The following is a 21343-nucleotide window of genomic DNA, read 5'->3' on the forward strand; positions in this document are numbered from 1 at the left end:
GGTCTTATGAAGTTAAAGTCAAAATTACCAATCGAGTCTGACCTATTGAAATTCCTCGAGCAACTAAACTGATGGTTCGTGGGCGAATGAAAAATGGGGCATATATAGATCAAGCTGGCTGACTTGTCTGGCACTAAGTTAAGTGCTGTTCAGCATGGCAAAATCAATAACTTAATCCAGTATTGGCGCGGGTTTCATAATAGCCTGACCATGCTAATAAATCTTAATTTATTGTCATTCTTGGCTGATCCCTTGATCTCACTTCCAAGCATCAATTGTCAATGCGGTAAGAGCTGGCTCAAGTGGCGTAACTCACCTAATTGGTGCACTGCGCATTTCAAGATGCATAAAATTGATGCATAAATTTTTTTTGCTATCTTGGTAATAAATCAACATTTTGTTTTTACTAATAAAAAAATATTGGCACGAAAACTGCTACTGACTAAGCACGTTCTAAATAATGCTGTTTATGCGCTAACTTACATGAGGAGTAATAGTTATGAAAATGGTTACTGCAATCATCAAGCCGTTCAAACTTGACGAAGTACGTGAGGCCCTGACTGCAATTGGCGTACTAGGTATTACCGTAACTGAAGTGAAAGGCTTTGGTCGGCAGAAGGGGCATACCGAGCTGTATCGCGGTGCGGAATACGTGGTGGACTTTTTGCCCAAGGTTAAACTGGAAGCCTCAGTCAAAAAGGACATGCTAGAACTGGTTCTGGAAGCAATCGAAAAATCTGCACACACCGGTAATATTGGTGACGGCAAGATATTCGTTCACAACATCGAGCAAGTAATTCGCATCCGTACTGGCGAAACAGGCCAAGAAGCATTGTAACGAGAGCGCTATGAAAAAAATTTGAAAATTTTTAGCGTTGTTGGGCAGGCTGTATGGTCTGCTAGTTCCGGCATTTGCGGATGATTCAGCCGCCTATGCGGCAGAATCGGCGACAACCTGTCGGACTTAAAGAATCGTAGCGAAAATTGAACTGAGCGGTGATTATTTCGCCGCTTTTTTTTCGCAAAGAAATAACTATTACCCTGCAATATCGTCAAGTGGGGTAAAGCAGGCATTTGGCCGCAAGGTGAAGGCTCGCAAAATCACTCCTCGCTCAGATCAATTTTCGCTACGATTTTTTAAGTCCGAAAGGCTGCCAGAAATGAGCTTTAGGACAAGGCTAACGCCATGCTGTGATGCCTGATGTGGATTATTCGATTTCTTTGACTCATCCTTCCGTCATTCTTATGTAAGCGCACCAATTACAAGCACTTTCCAATGGCGATTGCACTGACATCGTGCAAGCTAATCTTAAATAATATTTTAAATAATATAACATTATGATTTAAATAAATTAAAAATATGGCATCAATATTGCTTATAACTAATTGTCTAACCAATTAGTTGATTTAATTTTTAGCCTATGTGTATCGCTGGATGCCTTGTCCACATACCAACTGAACAGTTAAGAAGATGGCGTAAACATGAAAAATGAACAGGTATATTTGATAGGTACAGGGCTGGGCAGCTTGGAACTGCTGACTTTGGGTGCAGTACGCTCCATTGGACTCGCGGATGTCATTTTGATTGGTAGTTTAGTGAATCCTGATGTTTTGGAATTTGCTCAAGGCAACGCGCAGATTGTTTATGTGGGAAAACGCGGAGGGTGTCACTCTACGCCACAAACATTAATCCACAAGCAAATGGTTTCGCTGGCGTGTGCAGGAAAGGTGGTAGTGCGTATTAAGGGAGGTGATCCGATTATGTTCGGGCGCGGTTGGGAGGAGGTACAAACTTTGCGACAAGATGGTATTTCAGTTTCCGTTGTCAGTGGCATTACTGCTGAATTGAGTATTCCACTTGCATATAGAGATTGCACGCATGGATTAAAGATTGTAACTGGCCATACGCAAGAAACAAAAGAAACGAATTGGCAGGCATTGGCGGCAATAAGAATCACTCTGGATATATATATGAGCATGTCCAATTTAGGGTACATCGTGCAGCAATTGATAGCGCATGGATTATCGAAAGATATATTTGCTGCAGCAATCCAGAACGGTACGCTGCTTAATCAGCAGCAGGTACTGGCTACACTGGGACTAATTGAATCTTTGGTAGCTACCGAAAAAATGGCCAATCCCGCGATTGCGGTTAATGGCGAAGTAGTGCGATTTTCTATAGATGCGGAACAGGTTTCGCAACGATTTGCCGCGTAACAATTTCTACTCAGGAGCGATGACATGAAAAAAATGAAGCTGGTCATGGTGGGTAACGGGATGGCGGGAGTACGTACTCTGGAAGAGTTATTGAAACTCGCTCCCGATTTGTATGACATTACCGTATTTGGTGCTGAGCCCTATCCTAATTACAACCGCATCATGTTGTCACCGGTATTAGCGGGTGAACAAGGTATTCAGGACATTATTCTGAACGACATTGACTGGTATAAGAAAAACAACATTACCTTGCACCTGAACAAGAAGGTGGACCGTATCGACCGAAAAAACAAGGTTGTGGTGGCTGAGGATGGCACAGAAGCAAAATACGACAGGCTGTTGCTGGCGACCGGTTCTAATTCCTTTATCCTGCCGATTCCCGGCAATGATTTGACTGGTGTGATTGGCTATCGCGACATCAAGGACACCAACGCGATGATAGCCGCAGCTGAAAAATATAAGCATGCGGTGGTTATCGGCGGCGGCTTGCTTGGGCTGGAAGCCGCCAATGGTTTGGCATTGAGAGGGATGGATGTCACCGTGGTGCATATCATGCCAGGGCTGATGGAACGCCAACTGGATAATAGTTCTGCAAAAATGCTGCAATCCACTTTGGAAACCAAGGGTTTGAAATTCATGTTGGAGCAGCAAACTCAAGCGTTAGTGGGCGACGGACATGGTCGCGTCAAATCGGTTCGCTTTAAGGACGGTAGTGAGATTTCCGCCGACTTGGTCGTGATGGCGGTTGGCATTCGCCCGAATGTAGCGCTGGCAGAATCAGCTGGGGTTTACTGTAATCGCGGCATTGTAGTAAGCGATACCATGCAAACCTATGACCCCAGTATCTACGCAGTAGGTGAGTGCGTTTCACATCGCGGCATTGCTTACGGTTTGGTCGCACCGCTATTTGATATGGCCAAGGTCTGCGCCAATCACTTGGCACGTATGGGGATCGCATACTACCAAGGGTCGGTTACCTCCACTAAACTAAAAGTCACCGGAGTAGATTTATTTTCTGCCGGAAATTTTACAGGTGGCAAAGAAACGAACGAAATCGTTATGCACGATGTCACCGGCGGGAGATACAAAAAACTGGTGCTGAACAACGATACGCTAATTGGTGCAGTTATGTATGGTGATACCAAGGATAGCTCGTGGTATTTCCAGATGATACGTGATGGCAAAAACGTCGCCGAAATCCGTGACCAATTAATATTTGGCCAATCCCATTTAGGCAATGCTGGCTCTCAAGGGCAAAACCTTGCGGCCACCATGACTGACGCAATGGAAGTCTGCGGCTGCAATGGCGTATGCAAAGGTACTATTGTCAAGGCAATCAAGGAACAAGGGCTATTCACGCTGGAGGATGTTCGCAAGCACACTAAGGCTTCTGCTTCTTGCGGTTCATGTACCGGTTTGGTCGAACAAATTCTGGCCTCCACTGTCGGGGGCGCTTATGCACCACAAGCTTCGACCGTGAAGCCTTTATGTGACTGCACTACTCACAGTCATGAAGAAGTGCGTAAAGCAATCCGAGAAGAAAAGTTGATTTCGATCTCTCAAACTATGATGTACCTTAATTGGAACACTATCAATGGATGTGCCAAGTGCAGGCCAGCATTGAACTATTACCTGCTATGCGCTTGGCCGCATGAAGCAAAAGATGATCCACAATCACGCTACATCAATGAGCGTGCCAACGCCAACATACAAAAGGATGGCACATTTTCGGTGATACCACGTATGTACGGGGGCATCACCACTCCACAGCAACTGCGGCGCATCGCTGATGTAGCAGAAAAATACACAATCCAGACGGTTAAAGTGACTGGAGGGCAGCGCATCGATTTACTCGGCGTAAAAAAAGCAGACTTGCCAAAGGTATGGGCAGATCTGGATATGCCATCGGGTTATGCCTATGGGAAAGCCTTGCGTACGGTCAAAACCTGCGTGGGCAGTGAGTGGTGCCGTTTCGGTGTACAAGATTCTACACAGATGGGTATCGACATCGAGCGTGCGTTTGACCATATGTGGATGCCACACAAGTTCAAGGTTGCTGTGTCCGGCTGCCCGCGTAACTGTGCTGAATCTGGCATTAAAGATGTAGGCATAATCGGCGTGGAATCAGGTTGGGAAATCTATGTGGCGGGTAACGGTGGCACCAAAACCGTGGTTGCGCAATTCCTGGTGAAGGTAAAGACTCATGCTGAAGTGATGGAGTACACCGGCGCGTTCGCCCAGCTTTATCGTGAAGAAGCACATTACTTGGACCGCACAGTTCATTACGTCGAGCGGGTTGGCCTGGACCATGTCAAGAAACACGTGATAGAGAATGAAGCTAACCGCAAAGCGCTATACGCAAGATTGCTATATGCGCTACAGGGTGCAACAAACCCATGGGCAAAAGAAAATATCAATGCGCGTGAATTCGAATCACTGACAATTTAAAAGGGGAAAGTCATGAATACTTGGCATGAAGTCACAACCTTGGAAGAAATACCGGCTCTGGGCGCGCGCGTAGTTACGACAAAGCAGGGTGACATCGCGCTGTTCCGTACTGCGGAGGGAGAGGTATTTGCGTTGCTCGATCGATGTCCGCATAAGGGCGGGCATCTGTCACAAGGCATTGTATTCGGGAAGAAAGTAGCCTGCCCACTGCATAACTGGAATATCTGTCTGGATGACGGTAAAGCAGTAGCGCCAGACGTCGGGTGCACGCGCTCATATCCAGTTAAGGTAGAAAATGATGTGGTGTATTTATCGCTTGCATAAAGTTACAGAATTGCCCGAGTGTTGATTTCATAACGTTAAAGGTGATGAAAATGGATTACGTGCAACCTATCAAGTTAATAGAGCAACTTGTTGTTGTTGGAGAAAAAAAAGCATCACTTAGTGTTCGAGACATGCTGCTTCGAGGTTTTCTTTCTGGGGTGCTGCTGGGTTTTGCGACTGCACTTGCGTTCAGGGTATCAGATGGATTTACGGGAGGCGCGGCTGCACTGGTGATGGGAGTTGTTTTTCCAGTCGGTTTCGTGATGATCGTATTACTCGGGCTGGAATTGGTCACAGGTAGCTTTGCGCTGTTACCAATGAGTGTCGCTGATGGAAAAATAAGCAGCAGGGAAATGTTGCGAAATTGGCGCTGGGTTTTTCTGGGGAACTTACTGGGCAGTCTGTTTTTTGGTGGATTGCTGGCATTGGCCCTAACTGGAATTTCACCTGCCCCGGGCGGTGGATTAGCAGAAAAAATTATTGCAGTTGCTCAGGCTAAAACGCTTGCTTACCAGCATGCAGGTTCAATTGGTTGGCTCGCTGCCTTTATCAATGGCATCCTCTGTAATTGGATGGTGACTTTAGGTGTAGTGTTAGGTTTGATTTCCACTTCAACCCTTGGGAAAATCATCGCACCCTGGCTGCCAATCATGACATTTTTTGCACTGGGGTTTGAACACTGTGTCGTCAATATGTTCGTCATTCCTGCAGCAATGTTATTGGGTGCCGACATCAGCGTTTATCAATGGTGGTTCTGGAATCAAATTCCGGTCACGCTAGGAAACTTAATTGGAGGTTCTGTTTTTACCGGCATGCTCTTGTATACCACTTATGGCAGAATGAATAAACATGTTCGATTTTAGGTAATGTGATGTCAAGTTGACGGTTGCTAAATGGTAGTCGTCCTTAAAAAAAAGCGAGTTTTACTAATCCTATAAAATTATTTATATATATTTGTCGTTTTACTTTTATTTAGGCGTTGGATAGATTGGTTGCTAAACCATGGAGCAATGATTTAAAAAAGTAAAAGTCCCACATTCAACCTGCAAATGCATCACTAGCTAACCTAAACACCTCTCAGGGAGATTTTGTAATCTAAACATTTTCTAGGCCGATTGTTGAGTCGTTTTTCAATACGAATAATTTCAGCTGCTGTGACATAGTTGAAGTTAGTTTAGATTGGTAAATAGCGTCTAATCAGACCATTGAGATGTTCAACAGAACCCTTCTTTCTGCCATTGCTACATAGCTGTTTGCCCGCCGAGAGTATTATTTTGTCAGGTGGAAGTCAGTAAACCTGCAACACTTGGATTTTTTAGCTTCTTTCGTCTTGTTCCATAGTGGGTCAGGCTTGGCAGCATGCATGTATTGATCGGCATCGCGTTCATCACGATTGCGATAACCGTTGTCGGCCACACAGGCATTTGCTGCTCGGTTAATGCCTTGAGATTGGCTTGTGAGTGTGATTGCCTGCATTGTCGGTGATCGTTCGTGTCGACGCTGTGTAACGCCGTAGTGGATTCGATAACTGTTAACAGCAGTGCTTGCTTGGAGCCCGTACCATGCGCTTGCGCGTCAACGATGATTTGGTTTGTTTATCGATGGTCGCTACGCCGGTATGGCCTTGTATGACGCCTTTGCTTATGGCAATTATTGGCCAATTTAATGTCGGTGCGATTGGGCAGACGAATGCAGTCCTTGCGATCTCTCGGGTTATTGTTGAGAAAGTCGCGCAGTTGCTGTGCTTTTATTTGAAGTGATCCAGTTTACGGGCTGCGCGTTTGATTATTGCCTAGTCTGTTAGTGTGGTATCGGCGCTCTTGTGTTTCTACAACATCTGCGTAGCGGCAAGTTTCATTCTGTTGAGCTGGCGCTGATAATCGGCCCGAGTACTTGATTTCGCTTTACTGACATTGGCCAAGAGTTCGACGCCATCAATGGCAAATATCTCGCCCGATCAAGCCTTGGCGGTTGCAGATGAATGCCGCCAGCGTTTTGTGACCGTGGTACTGCCAATGCCTGGAATGCAGTGTAGTAATTTGGCGTCGCGTTTAAGTTCTGAATATTGATTGATGTGGTCATTTAATTAGGGCTCAACCACATAACTTATGACTTTTTATTTTTTTATATCCGTTAAGTATACGAAAAGTCCTAGTGCGGATAATAAAAATGCCGTACTGATAATGATAGCGACTGGATAGTATAAATTACCGGCCAAATCCAATTGGCTATATTTAATGACCATAATTAACCCCTCCAGAGATAAAGCAACGCAAACAGTTCCGATAAATCTGGGCAGTGTTTGCCGTAAGCTAGAGACAGCATCTTTCACACCGTCCTCGATAGGGCCTGAATATTCTTTATTTATAATCAAGGCTAACTCAAAAACAGCCAATGCAATAATGCCAGTATTTATACTACTTAATAAAACCTCGGTGAGGTTTTTTTGATTGAGAACACCTTCTGCAATGTTGGAAAGTAATGAAAAGACAATAACCACAGCTAATCCAAAAAATATCAGTGTGAGAATTTTTGCAAAAATATTTCTTATGAGTGATGCACCTGAATTATTCATTTTTATTGTTTTAAATGACACGTTGAATTATCGATCGACTTAGAGTAATGATAGGAAAACTTACTTGGCCCATCATTCTCGATTCCGAGTTTCACTATTGTTACCGAAAAAACGGTTGCTGCAGCTGAAATCAATGGACGGATTTACGTTTATAGTGCAATAGCCAGTGGTTGCTTGATGTAGCGTAATTCCATTCTGAAGAATACCTCATCTAGAGTGCTAAATCCGAGTACTTTTCGAGATCCGTGGACGATCCCCTTTACCTCCTTCTGCACCTGTTGCTTGGTAATATTTGTCAGCTCCATTCCCTTGGGGAAGAAGAGATTTGGTACGATAATGGATGGGGCTTTACAAATCAGATGATTCGCCAGATACTCGAAACAATGGGAGATATAAGATAATATAAAAAACTTAATTCAAGATAGGCATGTGAAATTAACTATGAAAAAACAAGCAGTTAAAATTACAACTATAGAACACATAACCCATGATGTGCTGCACATTAGAACTGAGAAGCCAAACGGCATTACTTTTGTGCCTGGTCAGGCAACTGAAATGTTCTTGGGCGAAGCGGGAAAAGATGGTGAAGGAAATCCATTCACTTTTACCAGTCTTCCTAACGACAGTTATCTCGAATTTATAATAAAAACCTATCCCAGCCATAACGGATTTACGAGTAAGCTTTTAAAGCTTAAGAAAGGTGATGAAGTTATTTTAAATGACGTTTTCGGAGCTATCGAATACAAAGGTGATGGTACTTTTATTGCTGGTGGAGCGGGTGTTACGCCGTTTATATCCATTTTTCGTGATTTAAAATCGAAAAATAAACTTAATAATAACAACCTGCTTTTTGCGAATAAAACAAAAAAGGATATTATTTTAAACGGTGAATTTAATAAAATACTCGGTAAAAATTTTATCAATATTCTATCTGACGAAATAACCGAAGAGTACGCTCATGGTTATATCACTAAAGATTTTATTGCAAAAAATTGTAATAATCTTTCGGGATATTTTTATGTCTGTGGACCTTTACCAATGATGGAAGCCGTTGAACAACAGTTGATTGAGTTAAATGTAGATGAAAAGTTTATTGTAAAAGAGGCGTTTTAAATCAATTAATTATGGTGTATTCGTCAAGCGTTTACTTATGGACTTAGTCGAATTAAACAGGACAACAATCGCCGTCACTGCCAGATTTACTCGGATTTAGATCGTTGTTCACACCGCATAATAAATCGCTGCTTGGTATGGATGCCTGAATTTCCTCTTGATTGACTGATTCATCATGGCTTTATATTGTTGTCGTACTATTCATCGGTTGCATCGCTATATGTGATCACGATGTGTCGCATCTCAGTTTCCATACTCAGAAATAATTTGATCAGATTAGGGTCGAAGTGCTGCCCCGCTTCTTTTCTTAATAAATCCAGAGCACTGTCTACTGACCACGCGCGTTTATAGGGGCGCACACTGGTCAACGCATCAAATACATCTGCAATTGCCACGATGCGTCCGACTAGCGGAATAGATTCTCCGCTTAAACCGTATGGATAGCCTTTACCGTTCCATTTCTCGTGATGACCCAGCGAAATTTGTTTGGCCATTTGCATCACTTCGGCATCATGATCACCGATAATTTCTGCGCCAATTAAGGGATGGCGTTTCATTATTTCAAACTCATCCACCGTCAATTTGCCAGGCTTGAGCAGAATGTGATCTGGAATACCGATCTTGCCGATGTCGTGCATCATGGCAGCGTACATCAACAATTCCGATTGCGGCTTAGAAAGTCCTGATGCCAGCCCCAGCAGTTTGCTGAAGCTGCCCACCCGCACGACATGCTTGCCGGTTTCGTTATCGCGATAATCGGCTGCGCGGCCCAGTTGCTGAAGTATTACAAGATGAGATTGCTCGAGTTGCAGATTACTCTTTTTCAGTTCGCTTGTGCGCTCTGCTACCAGTTGCTCCAGGTGGAAGTGCTGATTGGCCAAGGCCAGATGTGTCCGAACACGGGCACGCACAACCGAAAGGTTGACGGGTTTGGTGATGTAATCTGCTGCACCTAATTCGAATCCCAGCGCCTCATTCTCTACGTCGCCGTGAGCTGTGATAAAAATTATCGGGATGTGTTGAGTATTTTCATTTTTTTTGAGTTGGCGACAGACATCGTGACCGCTCATCCCAGGCATCATCACATCCAGAAGGATTAAATCGGGAGGTTGCTGTGCCACTATTTCCAACGCCAACTCACCGCTGTTGGCAATTTTTATTGCATATTCTGCGTCTAATATGTCACACAGGACTCTGATGTTGTCGGGGGTATCGTCTACTACCAGTAATGAATTTTTATGGGCGCTATTCATATGTTTTCTTAATCTGCAGCATTTCAGTTAGGGCAGATTTATAATCGTAATCGTTAATATGTCGACTCAGCTTAGCATATCGCAATTCGGTTTCCGCGCCTTTGATCTTCTGCTTTAGCACTTGCATGGTATGAACTGCATCTGAATCAAAAAATTTCAGTTGTGTGGTCAGTTGTTCAAGTAGTACTCTGATTTGCATAATATCTTCAGGATGTTGCTTATGGTCAACTTCGGCAATGACTGACTCCGCCGTGTAAGTATGCTGGTAGGTTGTGATTAAAGTTATTACCTGAGCCATTTCTGCCGTCGCAGCCGCAATCAGTTGTGGATACTTATCTGTGTCCTCATGCTTTATGGCAAGCTCCAGTTGATATGCCGATTCTGCCAGAGTTGCCGCCCCAATGGTTGCGGCAGTTCCCTTCAGAGTATGTGACAGACGTTCCGCCGTCTGGTTATCATGGGCGGCAAGTGCATTCTGTATGAGTTGTACAGTTTGACCTTGATCGGCTTCAAACATGCTGGTCAGAGTCAGGTAAAGATTTTTGTTGCCCATCTTGGCTATCGCTCTGACTGGGTCATAAACAGAATTGATTCTGGAGGCTAGCTGCGCGCCATTCGTAACTGAATTGGTCGACAATACATTACTCTGTGTCCAACGTGCGATAGTGGCATACAGCATATCGACTTGTATGGGCTTGGTAATATAATCATTCATGCCAGCAGCAAGGCAAAGTTTACGATCATTGGGCATGGCATTGGCAGTCATGGCAATGATGGGTAAATCGCACAGGGTGGGATTTTTTCTGATCTGGCGCGTGGCTTCCATGCCGTCCATGCGCGGCATGTGCATATCCATCAATATCGCATCAAACTGTCCATCTTGTACCGCCTGCACTGCCTCAATTCCATCGCTGGCATGGCTGACTTTTATCCCAGTGCTATTCAACAACGAGGTTGCTAGTTGCTGGTTGAGTTCGTTGTCTTCAACCAGCAATAGATGCAAGTCAGTCAACTCGGCGAGTCCGATTTTTTTATCCTGTGCATCTAACAGGCTCAAATCTGCAGGTGCGTCACTCTCTTTTGATAGAACAGTGAAGGGCAGGGTGAAAGTAAAAGAGCTGCCTTTACCCGGTATGCTTTCGACCCACATTTCCCCGTCCATTTGTTCGATCAGTCCTTTGGATATAGGCAGCCCCAGCCCTGTTCCACCATATTTTCGCGTAGTGGAGGCATCCGCCTGACTGAAAGGTTGAAACAGCATTTCAATTTGTTCTTGAGTCACGCCGATGCCTGTATCGCGTACCGTGAAGCGTAGCACCACATGACCGGGGTTTTCATCGTGGCTGGTAGTTTGGCTTTCTATCCTGACTTGTAAACTGATTTTACCCGTTTCAGTGAACTTGATGGCATTGCCGAGCAGATTGTTTAAGACTTGCCCCAGACGGAAGGGATCTCCCACCAATGGTGGCAAAGTTTTAGCTTCATTGTCAAACTGAAGCACCAGGCTTTTTTCTGTTGCGTGGATGCTGACGATATCGGCTACACGGCGCATCACATCACTAAGCCGAAAAGGGATTTTTTCAATTTCAAGCTTACCTGCCTCAACCTTGGAGAAATCCAGAATGTCGTTGATGATGCCTAGCAATGCGTTGGCAGAGCTATAAATCTTTTCGGTGTAATCACGTTGTGTCGCTTTCAGTTTTGTTTGCAGGCATAGATGCGAGAAACCGATGATTGCATTCATCGGGGTACGAATTTCGTGGCTCATGTTGGCTAGGAATTCACTTTTTGCCTGGTTGGCGCTTTTTGCGGCAACTTCAGCTAATTTTTGCTGTGTGATATCGGTTCTGATACCAATGTATTCAATGGGCTTGCCGTTTTCCCCCATGAAGGCAACTACCGTGGTGTTAACCCAGTACAGGCTGCCATTTTTAGCACGGTTGCACACCTCCCCCCGCCATGTCTGACCTTGTGCTACCGTTTTATACATCTCTTTCCAGAATTGTGTGGAGTGAGATGCTGAATTTACAATCCTGTGATCTTTCCCCAGCAATTCAATCCGCGTGTACCCACTAAGTTTGCAGAAACGATCATTGGCATAAGTAATATGCCCTTTGTTATCGGCTATGCTGACAATAGCATGCTCATCAAGTGCAAATTTCTGTTGATTGAGCCGAATTTGTGCCGTCCTCAGATTGTCGCGCATCGTAGATAGCATTTGCATGAGCTGTCCCAGTTCGTTGTTGCCGAGCACCGGAACCGTGATATCCATATCACCTTTCGACACTGCGCAAGCCACCCCCAGCGCTTCAGCAACAGGCCTGGTAATGCTGCGAATAAAGGCCATTGCCAGCAGCATTCCACTGATCATGCCAAGGAGTAACAGGCCGGCTAGCAAGGCTAGCGTCTGTTGTGCCTCCGATACGCGCGTCTGTAGTACCTGCTTTAAGCTGTTCACGGCGAGGGTGTTGAACTCATACAAGGAGTCTATGCCGTGGGTGAGTGCTGCCAAATAATCGGCCGCTGGGTAGGTGAGGCGGTCAGCATTGATCAATACTTTGTTCGTCAGCGCCGAGAGCTGCTCCACAGTTGTCTGTTGTGACGCTATTTTTGATACCAGAGCACTATTGACGCTCGAATTGGCCCGTATTGTACGGTTGAGGTTACGAAACAGATCGTCTCTGGTGTTTTGTACATTCACAACCAAAGTCCGCAAGGTGGCGCTGTTACCAGCATCAACATGTCCTTGTACCAGAAAAGGAGTACCCGTCGCGCGCAGAATACCCAGCGTTTCAACCAAAGCAGGCATATTGAGCAGTGTGGCCTGAATCAAGTGATAGGTATCGATTTTGGGGTCAAGACTTAAACCAAATTCGCTTAGCAATTCTTCGACGAGTACTAACCACTCAGCCAGCAATTCAGTATGGAGTCGATTGCTTTGCGATGCTTCAAGCTGGTTGCCAGACACGTCTACCTCTAGCGCGATCCAGCGTTGACGCAGCGAGTCCAAGTGTGACACAAGAACGGTTGACGCACCTTCCTGGCGAAATACAGTGTCGAGCACGTCTATGGCGGTCAGCACGCTATCTTGAATAAGCATGCGCTGGGCGGCCAATATATGATCGCCTGCTAAGGCACCTGCTGCCATGCCACGGTGGGTCTGCGTGAGTTGCATTACCCGAAATAGCTCATCCACAGAGTCCAACGCAATCAATTCTCTTTGAGTAAAGGCAAGATCAGCGTTTTTTTGCTGAAAGTACAGACTTGCTGGTACAAATATCATTAAACCGGCGAGAATGCCCAGTATGGAAAATTTGCGCGTCAGGCTGATTTGGTGAAGATTTAACGCTTTGACAAAGTTCATGGTTTTGTCCTCAAACTGAGATGGGTCATGCGCTGAAAGCTGTAAATAAATAGCAATTGTGACCGCCGGAAGTAACTACATGAACTGGACTAAATGGTAGTCCTACACCACCGTGCAGCAGAGCACGCTGAAGTTATTGAGGGTGTTGCCCAATATCAAAAATGAATTATTGTTTAGACATGTCTTTAAGCCTTTGCATTTTTAGGATCGTACTCATCTAACGTGTCAACTTGCATAGTTCAACGCGATTGATGTGCCTTTGATATGTTGCATTACTGTAGCTGAAGGTTACGTCATTTTTAAGGCGATCGAATGCACACCAAAGTTATTGGTAACGTAGAATTTGGAAGGTCTGAGTTATATACAGAGCACCTCTAAAAATCCAATCTTCGTCACAATACCGTGAGATTCGAAAAAATTATCATTTTCTTATCAAATATATGCTGCTTTCAGTTTTAAACGCGTGCCTTGTCTTGCTTAAAATTTTAGCTTTTATAGGCTACCTAATGATAATGATTGTGCCGCAATTACTTTATGATTTTAGTATCGTAGCAGCATGATTATTTCTTTCGACACGATACGGCGTGACTTGAATAAGTGATTACTTCCATATCAATCATAGGACACACAAGATTTTTATTCTTGCGCTGACTGGCAGCCAGTGGGATTTAAGATTTCACACTATGATTTATCCCATAACAAGGCTATCTGAAATGACTCGTTTGCTTCCATTTTCAGATTAACGCCATCATTTTTTTAAAAACTGTTTGGTCGCTACGTTGGTTGCTCAATGGAAGAAATCCGAGGTGCAGCCTGGTAGTGTCGGATGGTATTATTCGCACCTCATGAAATATAAGAATATTTGCATTTTTTAAACTGGTGAAGATATGAATAGCAACGAAATCCGCCTGAAATTTTTGGACTACTTTGCTTCCAAAGAACACACTATCGTGCCGTCCAGTTCATTGGTGCCGAGCAATGACCCTACGTTGCTGTTCACCAACGCTGGCATGGTGCAATTCAAAGACTGTTTCCTCGGACATGACAAGCGTCCTTATGTCCGCGCCACTTCTTCGCAGCGCTGCGTGCGCGCGGGAGGGAAGCATAACGATCTGGAGAACGTGGGTTATACCGCTCGGCATCATACATTCTTCGAAATGCTGGGTAATTTCAGTTTTGGGGACTATTTTAAACACAGCGCTATTAAATATGCATGGGAACTGCTTACTGACGTTTATAAGTTGCCAGCTGACAAACTGTGGGTAACAGTTTACGCCGAGGATGATGAGGCCTTTGGCATCTGGTCTAATGAAGTAGGCGTACCCGTCGAGCGCATTATTCGTATTGGTGACAATCATGGTACGCGCTATGGTTCTGATAATTTCTGGCAGATGGCAGATACTGGCCCATGTGGCCCCAGTTCGGAAATTTTTTATGACCATGGGCCTGATGTTTGGGGTGGGCCTCCTGGCAGTGCGGAGGCTGATGGTGATCGCTATATTGAAATCTGGAACTTGGTATTCATGCAATACAACCGCGATGAAAAAGGTGTTTTGCACCCGCTGCCCAAGCCATCGGTGGACACTGGCATGGGTTTGGAGCGCATTGCGGCAGTATTGCAACACAAGCATTCCAATTATGATATTGATTTATTTCAATCTCTCATCTGTGCGGCGGCGCGTGAATCAAAGAGTAACGACCTTACCAACAATTCGCTTAAAGTGATTGCTGACCATATTCGTGCTTGTTCCTTTCTAATCGTGGATGGCGTAATTCCCGGCAATGAAGGACGCGGTTATGTGCTGCGCCGCATTATCCGCCGTGCCATTCGGCATGGTTATAAACTTGGTTGTCGCGCAGCATTTTTCCATAAGATAGTCATTGATCTTGTCAGAGAAATGGGCGGAGCATATCCCGAGTTGGTCGCAGCACAAGAACGGGTGACGGAGGTGCTACGTATCGAGGAAGAGCGCTTTTTTGAGACTATTGAGCATGGTATGAAAATGCTTGAAGTCGCACTCGATAAAGTAATAACAGGTGGTATTGGTTTTGATGTTGAACAGGGTAATGAGAAGAGTAGAGGTGAAGGCAAGTCGCTTCAGCCAAAAATTCTTGTGGGACATATTGCTTTTACTTTGCACGACACTTTTGGCTTCCCGCTCGACTTGACACAGGATGTATGTCGTGAGCATGGTGTCATAGTTGATGAAGTTGGATTTAATGATGCCATGTCACGTCAGCGTGAACTGGCACGCGCGGCGGGTAAATTCAAGATCGCAGCGGGCCTGGAATATGAAGGCGTAAAAACAGTGTTCCACGGGTATGAAAAACTGGTTACGCAGAGTAAGGTGGTGGCGTTGTACAAAGATGGCGTGACTGTACAAGCGCTTTCTGCTCCTGATACAGGAATTGTGGTACTAGATAATACTCCGTTCTACGCAGAGTCTGGTGGGCAGGTTGGTGACGTGGGCGTGTTGCAGATATCTTCCAGTGATCCAACGCTTTTTGTTGTGGAGGATACACAGAAAATCCAACCTGATGTGTTTGGCCACCACGGACAGGTACAAAGTGGTGTTATCAAAGTGGGCGACTTGATCGAAGCATTAGTTGATGCGGGTGCCCGCGCGCGCACTATCCGCAATCACTCAGTCACACACCTGATGCACCGGGCGTTACGTGATGTATTGGGTGCGCATGTGCAACAAAAGGGTTCGCTGGTTGATCAGGAAAAAACACGCTTTGATTTTAGCCACAATGCACCAATGACAGACATACAAATTCGAGAGATTGAAAGTCGTGTAAACAGTGCTATACAAGCGAATGCTGCGGTGAGCGTGCAAGTAATGCCTTATGACGAAGCACTCAAGTCTGGCGCCATGGCATTGTTCGGGGAAAAGTATGGTGATGAAGTGCGCGTTTTAGGTATGGCCGAATTTTCCACTGAACTTTGCGGCGGTACGCATGTTCAGCGTACTGGCGATATAGGCTTATTCAAGATTGTATCGGAGAGCGGTGTGGCTGCTGGCATCCGACGTGTTGAGGCAATCAGCGGGGAGGGTGCATTAAACTGGGTGCAACAGCTTGATGCGAAAGTACATGAAGTCGCCGCCACACTTAAGGTGCACCCAAATGAACTACCACAGCGTGTTATGCAATTGCAAGATGCGACAAAAGCGCTGGAGAAAGAGCTCGCTACCTTAAAATCAAAATTGGCTACTTCGCAAGGTGACGACTTGGCAAGTCAGGCTATAGAAATTAACGGCGTCAAGATAGTAGCTGCACTTTTGGAAGGTGCGGATATCAAGACATTGCGTGAAACTTTGGACAAGCTGAAAGACAAACTTAAATCGGCAGCTATCGTATTGGCTACTGTGGCTGATGGAAAAGTTACACTTATCGCGGGTGTTACCGCTGATATTACCAACAAAGTAAGAGCAGGAGAATTGGTTAATGCGGTGGCACAGCAGGTGGGTGGAAAGGGTGGGGGCCGTGCGGATATGGCTCAAGCAGGGGGGACTCAACCTGAATTTTTAGCCACTGCACTCGCATCTGTGTCAGCTTGGGTAAAAAGAAAGTTATAAGCAAGGAAAAACCCAAATAGAGGTAGGCCGTTTTTGCGAGTTATTGTTATGCAGTACCCCTGTTAGAATGACCTGTCTTATCTGATTTAAATAGTGATCCCCAACAAAATATAGGTGTTTGTGCTGGGGATCATTTTTTATTACCAATAAAGACGTCCAAGTCCGCCATTCCATGGGCCCCATGGATTGTACCAATATGACCCATAATAACCATTATAGTAAGGATACCGCGAACCATAATATGGAACGATTTTCGGCCATAAATAGACTGTTTCCGCGTTGACCTGCGGATAGCGATATTCGTATTCGCCTAGTTTACGTACGATTGTATTTTGAATGTTACCAACTACAGTCACTTCGCGGCCTTTTGCATACACTTCTGGATCATAGAAATTAGATTCGCAGGCTATGAAACGACCCCACGTCATATCCGAGTCAAGGGGTCTTGCTTTACTGTCTAGTGGGTGGCTCACTATCTCAAAACACGTTTCATTCTTGCCTGTTTCTGTGCTTGCAATACTCCCCCCCCAACGTATACGCTGACCTACAAAATCAGCAATTTGAGCTGCGTTTGGTGTTGCTTCAGAAAATTCGCCAACAGCGAGCGGTTTTGGGACGGTGGCACAACCAGCAACAGCAATAGGTATAAGAAAAATCCAGCGATTCATGGAAGCCTCCTTAATTTTGATAAGTTATCGGTCTATGTCCTCGTCGCCATTGTCATAAAAAATCTCAATCTGGACACTTCACTTTATACATTGTCACAGGTGTTGTTACTCATTCTATTTGAAAAGGTGTTTGTTATTTATTAATAAGTATTATTAAATAAGCTATTTAAAATATTGTAAATAAAGTTGTTCAACTTTACTTCGAGCCCACGGCGTTCTTCGTAAAAATTTTAAGCTGGATTTTATACTTGGGTCGTGAGTGAAACATCGCACTGGTACAGCAGCACCCATAGCTTCCCAGCCCATGCTCTCGGACAATTGTGTCACGATAGTTTCAAGAGTGATGCCGTTTAAAGTGGGCGTGTTTACAGATTTTTTATTTGCATCCATATTCGTATTTTACATGGGGTAGTTTGATCTGAGCATTTACAATGACACGTCTTTTTTAAATATACACCTGTTCATGTCAGACCCCATTCGTCTCTCAAAATTCCTTGTTGAATTTATCTCCTGCTCACGCCGGGAGGCAGAGCTTTATATTGCAGGTGGCTGGGTTATGGTCAATGGACAAGTGGTGGAGAAACCGCAGTTCTTGGTGTCGCAGCAAGATAAAATTGAGCTTCACCCTGAAGCTAGTCTCGCTCCGGTTGCGCCAGTGACTATTTTGTTTCATCAACCGCCAGTCGCAGGCATGGATGCTAACGCTGGGCAACAACTTATTTGCGCCGATACACGAACGGCTGACGACCCTTCTGGCATTCACGTCAGCAAACAACATTTTGCTCGGCTGAAGCAATGCATACCGTTAGAGAGGAATGCTAGCGGGTTGTTAGTATTTACCCAAGATTTTCGAATAGAGCGCAAGCTGACAGATGATGCAGCCACAATTGAGCAAGAGTATATTGTTGAGGTCGCTGGTGAACTGTCTCCCGATGGACTTAAGAAACTCAACCACGGACTCAGTTTTAATGGTCGGGCTCTGCCTCCAATTAAGGTCAGCTGGCAAAACGAAACACGGCTGCGTTTTGCCCTCAAAGGAGTACAACCTGGTCAGGTCGCACATATGTGTAAAAGTGTCGAGCTTGAGGTGCTGGCCGTAAAACGAATTCGGATCGGCCGAATGTCGATGTCCAAATTGCAACCCGGACTATGGCGTTATTTGATGCCGCATGAGAAGTTTTAACCCTGTAAGCTTAATAGCTTGCGAGCACTCTGCACGACTTACTTTATTAAAAATATACTTAAAATGTAATATATAAACATATGAATATAATATATATAAATATTTTGTGTATTGGGTTGTATGAAATGAAATCCAAAATCGAAAAGAAGCGAATAAATACTTGCGTTACCGACGAGTAGCTGCAAAAAAAGGCACATACCTCACAGTTAATTTGGCTGAATGACGCTCTGATGGTAAGCCGTATTTATCATTGCACGGAACTAATGAACGAGGAAGGGCAGCATCGAATTGGGATAGGAAAATGACTGATGATATAAATGATTACCGTCAACGGTGAGATGTTGGGCTTCTTATCATTTGACCCAACCTATCGGGCTCGGTTTTTGAAATTTTAGAATTTTGCAAGTTAACAAACGTAATTTCGATTCACTTATGACAAAAAAAATGACTGTGCTTAGCAAAATTCCCACCGGGGTATGGGCACTTGGATTTGTCAGCATGCTGATGGACATTTCTTCGGAGATGATCCATAGCCTTTTACCACTTTTTATGGTTGGGGTATTAGGCGCTAGTGCCCTCACGGTCGGCCTGATTGAGGGCATGGCCGAGGCGACCGCGCTTATCGTCAAGGTGTTTTCGGGCGCCCTGAGTGATTATCTTGGTAAGCGTAAGGGATTGGCCTTGTTCGGCTACGCCCTGGGTGCGCTAACAAAACCGCTATTTGCCATGGCACCGACCATGGGCATCGTGCTGACAGCCCGTTTGTTGGATCGGGTGGGCAAAGGCATCCGTGGCGCGCCTCGTGATGCGCTGGTCGCCGACATTTGTCCCGCCGAAATTCGCGGAGCGGCATTCGGCCTACGACAATCGCTTGATACGGTGGGTGCATTCCTCGGACCTTTGTTGGCAGTCGGTCTGATGCTGCTTTGGTCCAACGATTTCAGAGCAGTATTCTGGGTCGCAGTTATCCCAGGTTTGCTGGCTGTGGCTGTACTCATGTTTGGCGTGCGCGAACCTGAGCGACATTATGGCGAAAAGAAGATTAACCCTATACGCCGTGAAAACATCAAACGGCTCAATGCGTCGTATTGGTGGGTGGTCGGTGTAGGAGCGGTGTTTACACTGGCACGCTTCAGCGAGGCATTTCTAGTCCTGCGCGCACAACAAGGTGGCATCCCACTAGCTTTGGTGCCGTTGGTGATGGTCGCGATGAATCTGGTATATGCAATTTCAGCCTATCCGTTCGGAAAATTGTCTGACCGCATGAGCCACACAAAGCTTCTGGTTTGGGGCCTAGTTGTATTGATTGCTGCCGATCTGGTGTTAGCTAGCAATGACCATTGGGTAACGGTGCTCGTGGGCGTGGCATTGTGGGGCATTCACATGGGCATGACGCAAGGCCTGCTGGCCACGATGGTCGCCGATACTGCTCCGGCTGACCTGCGTGGTACAGCGTTTGGTTTATTCAACTTGGTCAGTGGAGTCGCATTGCTGATCGCCAGCGTCGTGGCTGGACTGCTCTGGGATCATTTGGGTGCTTCGTTCACTTTCTATGCAGGCGCTGGCTTTTGCGTCATTGCATTGATGGCACTGATCAGGAAGTATTGACGGCTAATGTCACGTCTTGCTTGGCTCACACTCAAAAATCAAGTGCACCACCGCATCAATGGTCTGATTAGACGTAATTTGCCTATTAGGGTGTTTAGGTTAGCTAGTGGTGCACTTGCAGGTTGAATGTGAGTTTTGTTTGCTCACAAAAAGGTGAACGTCTTGATATCGTGCGGCTGGCGTGTAGTGGTCAAAGCTGCGGTCAATAGGCTTCCGCTTTTGCGTGACAGGACAGGGCGGCAACAGGCTAGTGCATTACCCAATTAACTGTTTTGCACAAAGCTGCTCGCAAATTCTTGCAAGTTATAGTGCAGATCAAAACGGTGAAAACATGCACAGATAAATTGATTGACCTCCATAACCGTTCGGCATTGTAGCGAACTTCGCGGCCTTATCGCCCACAGTCAAGGCGAGACTGTATTGACACTGGTAGCCGACCAAAGTGGCTTGCCAGTTGCTTCGAGATAGGTGAGGTAAGCTCGCAGGTCAAATTCCAGCTGGTGATAATCAGGCTCCATATGCCGACACAGTTGATAGAAAGCTTTGTTGTGCTCACGGTCCTTGATGTGTGCGAGTTCGTGAACAACGATCATGCGCAAAAAATCAAGCGGCATCTCCTTGAACAATTCCGCGATGCGTATCTCACGCTTGGCCCTGAGTTTTGTGCCCTGTATTCGAGAGATGCTGGTGTGTGTGCCCAGTGCGTGCTGGATGACATGCAGTTTGCCGTCGAACGCAACCTTGCTCAGCTGGCCGGCGTTACGTAGATACTGGCCTTTGATTTCCAGCACATAATCATAGAGCGCTTTGTCAGAGCGTATTGTGTGCGCTTGTGGGTACTTCTGCAGCAGTATGTTGGTCAGCAGGCCTTGTTTGATAAGCTGCTGCACTTGCTCTGTCAATACTAATGGGTAACCAGAAAGATAACTAGGAGAAGGTTTCGTGTGCATATCGGCATGTCACGACATGGCAGATGATAAGGGATAAGCGATTATGTATTTGTAATTTT

17 protein-coding genes are annotated in these 21343 nt (G+C 45.4%); 10 read left to right on the forward strand and 7 right to left on the reverse strand.

Going from position 1 to position 21343, the window contains the following annotated elements; all coding sequences use genetic code 11:
* Positions 1-499: 499 nt before the first annotated feature.
* The 5 genes from MJ770_RS09990 (at position 500) to MJ770_RS10010 (ending at position 5852) form a co-directional block, all read left to right on the forward strand.
* Complete coding sequence (locus MJ770_RS09990; RefSeq protein ID WP_239253501.1) at positions 500-838, forward strand: P-II family nitrogen regulator; 339 nt, start codon at positions 500-502, stop codon at positions 836-838.
* A 644-nt stretch (positions 839-1482) separates the two neighbouring features.
* Positions 1483-2217: a uroporphyrinogen-III C-methyltransferase gene (cobA, locus tag MJ770_RS09995; RefSeq protein WP_239253502.1), complete on the forward strand. Its 735-nt coding sequence runs from the start codon at positions 1483-1485 to the stop codon at positions 2215-2217.
* A gap of 24 nt (positions 2218-2241) precedes the next feature.
* Positions 2242-4665 (forward strand): nitrite reductase large subunit NirB, encoded by a 2424-nt coding sequence (nirB, locus tag MJ770_RS10000; protein ID WP_239253503.1) that lies wholly within the window; start codon positions 2242-2244, stop codon positions 4663-4665.
* A gap of 12 nt (positions 4666-4677) precedes the next feature.
* The gene (gene nirD / locus MJ770_RS10005) at positions 4678-4989 is read left to right on the forward strand and encodes a nitrite reductase small subunit NirD (RefSeq protein WP_239253506.1); all 312 of its coding nucleotides are present in this window, start codon (positions 4678-4680) and stop codon (positions 4987-4989) included.
* Between the two features lie 50 nt (positions 4990-5039).
* Positions 5040-5852 carry a formate/nitrite transporter family protein gene (locus MJ770_RS10010; RefSeq protein ID WP_239253507.1) on the forward strand — a complete coding sequence of 271 codons (813 nt, stop codon included), beginning with the start codon at positions 5040-5042 and terminating at the stop codon, positions 5850-5852.
* A gap of 406 nt (positions 5853-6258) precedes the next feature.
* Here the strand turns inward: MJ770_RS10010 and MJ770_RS10015 are convergent, their stop codons facing one another.
* Positions 6259-6465 carry a hypothetical protein gene (locus MJ770_RS10015; protein ID WP_239253508.1) on the reverse strand — a complete coding sequence of 69 codons (207 nt, stop codon included), beginning with the start codon at positions 6463-6465 and terminating at the stop codon, positions 6259-6261.
* An 86-nt stretch (positions 6466-6551) separates the two neighbouring features.
* On the opposite strand from MJ770_RS10015, the gene MJ770_RS10020 reads away from it, so the two are divergent.
* Positions 6552-6749, forward strand: a complete 198-nt coding sequence (locus MJ770_RS10020; protein WP_239253509.1) for a hypothetical protein — start codon at positions 6552-6554, stop codon at positions 6747-6749.
* A gap of 356 nt (positions 6750-7105) precedes the next feature.
* Here MJ770_RS10020 and MJ770_RS10025 read toward each other — a convergent pair whose 3' ends face one another.
* A complete protein-coding gene (locus MJ770_RS10025; protein ID WP_239253510.1) occupies positions 7106-7585 on the reverse strand; it encodes a hypothetical protein in 480 nt (159 codons plus the stop codon).
* Between the two features lie 420 nt (positions 7586-8005).
* Between MJ770_RS10025 and MJ770_RS10030 the strand changes: the two genes are divergently transcribed.
* Positions 8006-8677, forward strand: a complete 672-nt coding sequence (locus MJ770_RS10030) for a hypothetical protein (protein WP_239253511.1) — start codon at positions 8006-8008, stop codon at positions 8675-8677.
* Positions 8678-8874: 197 nt separating this feature from the next.
* On the opposite strand, the gene MJ770_RS10035 is transcribed toward MJ770_RS10030, so the two are convergent.
* Positions 8875-9930 carry an HD-GYP domain-containing protein gene (locus MJ770_RS10035; RefSeq protein ID WP_239253512.1) on the reverse strand — a complete coding sequence of 352 codons (1056 nt, stop codon included), beginning with the start codon at positions 9928-9930 and terminating at the stop codon, positions 8875-8877.
* The gene (locus tag MJ770_RS10040) at positions 9923-13294 is read right to left on the reverse strand and encodes an ATP-binding protein (protein WP_239253520.1); all 3372 of its coding nucleotides are present in this window, start codon (positions 13292-13294) and stop codon (positions 9923-9925) included. The genes MJ770_RS10035 and MJ770_RS10040 overlap by 8 nt, the downstream gene beginning before the upstream one ends.
* Positions 13295-14181: 887 nt before the next feature.
* Here MJ770_RS10040 and alaS point away from each other — a divergent pair.
* Entirely contained in the window at positions 14182-16875 is a 2694-nt protein-coding gene (gene alaS, locus MJ770_RS10045) for an alanine--tRNA ligase (protein WP_239253524.1), read from the forward strand.
* A gap of 140 nt (positions 16876-17015) precedes the next feature.
* Here alaS and MJ770_RS10050 read toward each other — a convergent pair whose 3' ends face one another.
* Together MJ770_RS10050 and MJ770_RS10055 are read right to left on the reverse strand one after the other, a co-directional pair.
* Positions 17016-17543, reverse strand: a complete 528-nt coding sequence (locus tag MJ770_RS10050) for a Slp family lipoprotein (protein WP_239253526.1) — start codon at positions 17541-17543, stop codon at positions 17016-17018.
* 162 nt (positions 17544-17705) lie between these two features.
* Entirely contained in the window at positions 17706-17933 is a 228-nt protein-coding gene (locus tag MJ770_RS10055) for a VF530 family protein (RefSeq protein WP_239253528.1), read from the reverse strand.
* A 73-nt stretch (positions 17934-18006) separates the two neighbouring features.
* Between MJ770_RS10055 and MJ770_RS10060 the strand changes: the two genes are divergently transcribed.
* Both MJ770_RS10060 and MJ770_RS10065 read left to right on the forward strand, forming a co-directional pair.
* A complete protein-coding gene (locus MJ770_RS10060; protein ID WP_239253530.1) occupies positions 18007-18726 on the forward strand; it encodes an rRNA pseudouridine synthase in 720 nt (239 codons plus the stop codon).
* A 432-nt stretch (positions 18727-19158) separates the two neighbouring features.
* Complete coding sequence (locus MJ770_RS10065) at positions 19159-20334, forward strand: MFS transporter (RefSeq protein ID WP_239253532.1); 1176 nt, start codon at positions 19159-19161, stop codon at positions 20332-20334.
* Positions 20335-20738: 404 nt separating this feature from the next.
* Here the strand turns inward: MJ770_RS10065 and MJ770_RS10070 are convergent, their stop codons facing one another.
* On the reverse strand, positions 20739-21284 hold the full coding sequence (locus MJ770_RS10070) for a YgjP-like metallopeptidase domain-containing protein (RefSeq protein ID WP_239253534.1): 546 nt from the start codon (positions 21282-21284) through the stop codon (positions 20739-20741).
* Positions 21285-21343: the final 59 nt, after the last annotated feature.

Source organism: Candidatus Nitrotoga sp. M5, from assembly GCF_927904885.1.
In the GTDB taxonomy this organism is placed as follows: domain Bacteria; phylum Pseudomonadota; class Gammaproteobacteria; order Burkholderiales; family Gallionellaceae; genus Nitrotoga.

Bases quoted from the DNA above. Each gene is read 5' to 3' on its own strand.
- MJ770_RS10030 (WP_239253511.1), top strand. From the start codon at position 8,006: ATGAAAAAACAAGCAGTTAAAATTACAACTATAGAACACATAACCCAT.
- MJ770_RS10040 (WP_239253520.1), bottom strand. From the start codon at position 13,294: ATGAACTTTGTCAAAGCGTTAAATCTTCACCAAATCAGCCTGACGCGC.
- MJ770_RS10010 (WP_239253507.1), top strand. From the start codon at position 5,040: ATGGATTACGTGCAACCTATCAAGTTAATAGAGCAACTTGTTGTTGTT.
- MJ770_RS10035 (WP_239253512.1), bottom strand. From the start codon at position 9,930: ATGAATAGCGCCCATAAAAATTCATTACTGGTAGTAGACGATACCCCC.
- MJ770_RS10070 (WP_239253534.1), bottom strand. From the start codon at position 21,284: ATGCACACGAAACCTTCTCCTAGTTATCTTTCTGGTTACCCATTAGTA.
- cobA (WP_239253502.1), top strand. From the start codon at position 1,483: ATGAAAAATGAACAGGTATATTTGATAGGTACAGGGCTGGGCAGCTTG.
- nirB (WP_239253503.1), top strand. From the start codon at position 2,242: ATGAAAAAAATGAAGCTGGTCATGGTGGGTAACGGGATGGCGGGAGTA.
- MJ770_RS10065 (WP_239253532.1), top strand. From the start codon at position 19,159: ATGACAAAAAAAATGACTGTGCTTAGCAAAATTCCCACCGGGGTATGG.
- nirD (WP_239253506.1), top strand. From the start codon at position 4,678: ATGAATACTTGGCATGAAGTCACAACCTTGGAAGAAATACCGGCTCTG.
- MJ770_RS10050 (WP_239253526.1), bottom strand. From the start codon at position 17,543: ATGAATCGCTGGATTTTTCTTATACCTATTGCTGTTGCTGGTTGTGCC.
- MJ770_RS10020 (WP_239253509.1), top strand. From the start codon at position 6,552: ATGCGCTTGCGCGTCAACGATGATTTGGTTTGTTTATCGATGGTCGCT.
- MJ770_RS09990 (WP_239253501.1), top strand. From the start codon at position 500: ATGAAAATGGTTACTGCAATCATCAAGCCGTTCAAACTTGACGAAGTA.
- alaS (WP_239253524.1), top strand. From the start codon at position 14,182: ATGAATAGCAACGAAATCCGCCTGAAATTTTTGGACTACTTTGCTTCC.
- MJ770_RS10055 (WP_239253528.1), bottom strand. From the start codon at position 17,933: ATGGATGCAAATAAAAAATCTGTAAACACGCCCACTTTAAACGGCATC.
- MJ770_RS10060 (WP_239253530.1), top strand. From the start codon at position 18,007: ATGTCAGACCCCATTCGTCTCTCAAAATTCCTTGTTGAATTTATCTCC.
- MJ770_RS10015 (WP_239253508.1), bottom strand. From the start codon at position 6,465: ATGCAGGCAATCACACTCACAAGCCAATCTCAAGGCATTAACCGAGCA.